Annotated in this window: 2 protein-coding genes and 2 pseudogenes; all 4 read right to left on the minus strand. The window is 33.3% G+C overall.

Annotated elements, in window-relative coordinates; all coding sequences use genetic code 11:
• Positions 1 to 81 precede the first annotated feature (81 nt).
• Positions 82 to 804: a thioesterase II family protein gene (locus JFL43_RS21980; RefSeq protein ID WP_200750699.1), complete on the minus strand. Its 723-nt coding sequence runs from the start codon at positions 802 to 804 to the stop codon at positions 82 to 84.
• A 157-nt stretch (positions 805 to 961) separates the two neighbouring features.
• Positions 962 to 2,218, minus strand: a complete 1,257-nt coding sequence (locus tag JFL43_RS23680) for a thioesterase domain-containing protein (RefSeq protein WP_456119777.1) — start codon at positions 2,216 to 2,218, stop codon at positions 962 to 964.
• A pseudogene (locus JFL43_RS23685) lies at positions 2,198 to 3,487 on the minus strand (amino acid adenylation domain-containing protein); the annotation flags it as partial. The pseudogene JFL43_RS23685 and the gene JFL43_RS23680, both read right to left, overlap by 21 nt.
• Before the next feature lie 71 nt (positions 3,488 to 3,558).
• Positions 3,559 to 4,771 (minus strand): annotated as a pseudogene (locus JFL43_RS23690) (condensation domain-containing protein); the annotation flags it as partial.
• Between the last annotated feature and the right edge of the window lie 15 nt (positions 4,772 to 4,786).

Genomic DNA, 4,786 nt, shown 5'->3' on the forward strand with positions numbered 1-4,786 from the left:
TTATTTTTGGATAAGAATCTTCTCTATGAATAGTTTGGGTTCAAATATAGATTGAATTTAATTATAGGTAGTAGATTTCGTTCAGTTAGTACTTAAAATTAGTGTACTTAATGTTTTATTTATTACTTTAACAACGTCTTCTGTAAAATCATTAATAAAAAAGTGACCACCCTGATAACCATAAAATTTACATTGTTCACTAGTATAACTAGTCCACTCCATCAACCTTTGACTATCTACTAACTTATCATCATAACCATGTAAAATGGAAATATTAAACGCGAAGGGTTTTGTATTTCCTTTAAATTCATAAGTTTCAACCAATTTAAAGTCGGACCTTATAATTGGAAGGAACATATCTAATATTTCATCACAATCTTTTAGTTCTGGTGGAATTCCTCCTAGATCTACTATATACTTCTTTAGTTCACTAGCTGGTAGGGTATGACGTTTTTGCTGGTCTATAATATGAACAGGTAATCGTCCTGAGAAAAATGCATGTATTGGATTCATTCCTTTTATTTCCTGTATTTTCTGAATCATTTCGTATACTAACAAAGTTCCCAAACTGTGACCAAACATTGCAAAAGGGGAACCATCTAAATGAGGTTTCATCAGATTATAAATATCTAATACTGCTTCTTGCATACTTTTATATGCTGGTACATTTAAACGTTTACCTCTGCCAGCTAACTCAATAGGTACAATCTCTATATCGTTATTTAAATGTTCTTTCCAATTGTAATAGATTGATGAAAGTCCCCCTGCATGAGGGAAACAAAAAAGCTTAATTTTTGAACCCATATCTCATTCTCCTATTAATATTTTTTCTTTAAACGTATTAACCTTACCAAGTTAAATTTATTATTTTAATAAGCAATTGCTTTATAGAATTTATATGTTAATTTAATTACAGCGCTAGTTTATACTCGCGCTGTAATCAATTAAATAAACGTAACTCTTAACTTAAACTTTTTTCAATAAGAATCGCATTTTGCTCTACATACTTTCCATCAAGCATTTTTTCATGATCACCATAACCGTTACATATTGTATATTTACCTGTAGTAGAATATTGCCATAAGTTAATATCTCCACGTACATGCTTACTTTCGCTAGAAGGTGATTTAATAACATGTAAATTAGCTTTCACTTGACCCGAATTAATTAATCTATCTAAATATGTGTAGTAACCGCGAATTTTTTCTCCCACATGATTACGGAAAAACTCACCTTCGCTTTGCAGTTGAGGATATTGCTTTAACATCAGCTCTACTGTTTCCGATGCATATTTTCGATTTTCTTCATCAGTAAGACGGTTTGGGTTTATATCTTGGATATAAAATGAATCCATTAAAATGATATCTTCTATTTTATCTCCTCTTTGTTCCATCACCTTTGTAATCTCAAATGCCAAATTACCACCTGCTGAAATTCCAAGGAATGTATATGGTCCTTCAGGTTGAATTTCCTTAATTAGTTCAATGTATTTTTCAATTCTATCTTCCGACTCAATAAAATTAAAACTATAAAACGCATATCGATCCAATATTTCTGATAAGCGCTGATAAACAACCCCTAACGCTACTACTGGTGGGAAACAGAAAATATTTTTCTCCTGAAGATTGTTGGCATTTAACAACATTCGCTCACTTGAAACATCCACAGGATTTATCATTAAATTACTAATGGCTTTCGCTATTTCTCGAACATTAGGTGTTTTAAAAACCTGATGAATTGGAATCTGGATGTTATAATCCGTAGATAACCTTGAAACAAACTTAATAATGCTAGTAGAATCTACTCCATATTCAAATAAGTTATCATTCACACCAATTTTTTCTACTCCGAGAATACCTCGCCAAATTCCATCTAATAGATTTTCTAATTCAGTTTCTGGTGCGACAAATGGTGTTGACGTAACTACATCCATATCAGGACTTGGTAAATCTTTCCGATTGATTTTCCCATTAGATGTTAAAGGCATTTCTTTAATCTGAATGAAATGTAAAGGAACCATATAATCTGGTAATACCATGGCCAACTTTTCTTTGATATTTATTACATTTATCTCTGTTTCCGACACGATATATGCACAAAGGAATTTCTTCCCCTTATTATCTAGCTCATCAAGAATGACTACTTCTTTTACATCATGCATATTAAGTAATTGATTCTCAATTTCTCCAATTTCCACACGATAGCCACGAATTTTCACTTGTTGATCTTTTCTTCCTAAAAATTCAATATGCCCATCTTGATGTAATACACCATAGTCCCCAGTACAATAGAGTCTACCTAAATCAGGATGAATCACGAACGCTGCTTCTGTCTTCTCTTTATCATTTAAATATTCTTCTGCAAGACCGATGCCTCCGATATATAATTCCCCTTGTACTCCTACAGGACAATGCTCTAATTCATAGTTCAAGACATAAAATTTCTGGTTAGCCAATGGCATACCATATGGGATAGATTTATTTTCTTCTTCTATATCATTAATTGGATAATAGATAGACCAAATAGATGCTTCTGTTGCTCCCCCTAAGCTGATAACTTCTGCATTAACAAAGTGTTTGTTAAGCTTATTTGGCAATTTAACAGGAATCCAATCACCACTTAACAAGACAACACGTAATGAGCTGTTGGTGACTTTCCGTACAGTTTGACCTTGCATATGTGCATTGGACCAATAAAACATCGGTTCTTCATTATCATCTTCTTCACCAAGGATGTTTTCTATTAAAAGATCCATTATAGCTGGAACTGAATTCCAAATAGTAATATCTTTCTCTTCAATAGTCTTACGAACGTCCATAATATCACGCTGATCTTTTATCATTACTAGAGCTGCGCCTGACCCAAGCGATCCAAAGATATCATATACGGATAAATCAAAGCACATAGAAGATAGACCAATGATTCGATCACTCTCATTTACTTCAAATTTACGATTAATATCTTGTATTGTGTTCGCTGCCGCACCATGAGTAATTACAACGCCTTTCGGTCTTCCCGTACTACCAGATGTATAAATAACATAGGCCACATCGTCAGGATGATACTGACTTTCAAAATCATTAGATGAGTAATTCTCAATACCTTGACGCTCATATAAATCAGGTTCAATGATTAACTTACAGTTACTATTTTCTAAAATATAACTTCTTCTTTCTTCTGGATACTCTGGATCAACTGGTACATATGCTGCACCCGCTTTTAAAATGCCCATTACATTGACAATAGTCTCAATTTGTCGGCTAGCCAATACTCCTACAAAATCATTTCGTCCTATACCTTTTTCGTTTAGATAACAAGCAATTTGATTAGAACGCTCATGTAATTCTCGATACGTCATGCTTTCTTCCTTAAACATTACCGCAACTGCCTCTGGCACACATTTTACTTGTTCTTCAAATAATGCATGTAATGTTGTGAAAGGAATACCTTCATCTGTATCATTATAAGCTTCAATAAGTTTCTTATCCTTGTTTCGACCGCTCAGTGTATAATAAGTTTCACCTTCTAGTACTTTATCAAGCAATACAAAATATTCTTCAAACATCGATTCAATTACTGTTGAATCGAATAACTCCTCAACATAATCCCAAGTAATTGTTAAACCACCATTAACCTCTAATACTTGATAATCGATAAATACTTGAGATGTCTGAGAAAGAGCGGTTTTTACTTCTCCCATTTCGTATTTCTCTTCCTGCTCCTCTTTTACTGAATCCATTAACATACTTGTAAATACAATTGGCATGACTGCTTTATTTCCATCTAAATTGTTATAGCGAGCAATCTCACGAATAAATTCAATTCCATCGTAATGCCTTCTTTCAAGTGCTTCCATCATCACATTCTGTACTTGTTTTGCATTTTCCCAAAACATTGTTTGAGGAGTAAGTTCTATATCCAGTAACATAACAGATGTAAAATCTCCTATTAAACTTAGAACGTCTTCATGGAATGGGAAACGATTAAAAATTGTACAATTTAAGGCTAAACGCGATTGGTTACTCCAATAAGATAAGACTTGCGCAAAAGCCGTACAAAGTACTGTTGATGGAGTAATGTTGTAATCTCTAGCTTTTCGCTTTAACTGCTCATACATTTTTGGTTCAAAATGTTTCGTCTTACGTTTAAAGTGCGGGTTATCAATTCGCTCAGGATTAACCTTATATGGTAAAACTGGTGCACTCGGGAAATTTTCAAGTTTATTCATCCAATATTGTTTATCTTCGATATATGTCTGTGAATCTTTGAAATCCTTATATGCTAACATATAATCACGGAATGTGACTTCAATTTCCGGTAATGCTAAATATGGATCATGATAGAAATCCATTAATTCTTTATGGATAAATTGGAAACTTGCTCCATCTGTAATCAACATATCATATCCAATAAACAGATAATGTTTATCTTCAGCTAACTGAATTGCCTTATATTCAAATAACGGCCATTGATCTGTTGGAAAGACATAATGAGACATACGCTCTCGTTCTTTTAAAACATGTTGCTGCTGCTCCTTAAAATCTAAATGCTTAAGATCTATTACTGAAGTCTTATAATCTGGTACATTTTTTAAGATTTTTTGTTCACCATTAGGTAGCACTATTGCTCTTAACATTGGATGACGGTTAATTACTTTCTGCAACGCTTCATTGAACCTCTGCATATCTAAGCCCGATTCCAATTCCAAATAAACATGCGTTGAAACTCCACCCATTTCAAAGTGATTTTCTCGCCCCATTAAATATGCCATTTGAACATCCGTTAG

Source organism: Viridibacillus soli, assembly GCF_016612995.1.
GTDB classification, from domain to species: domain Bacteria; phylum Bacillota; class Bacilli; order Bacillales_A; family Planococcaceae; genus Viridibacillus; species Viridibacillus soli.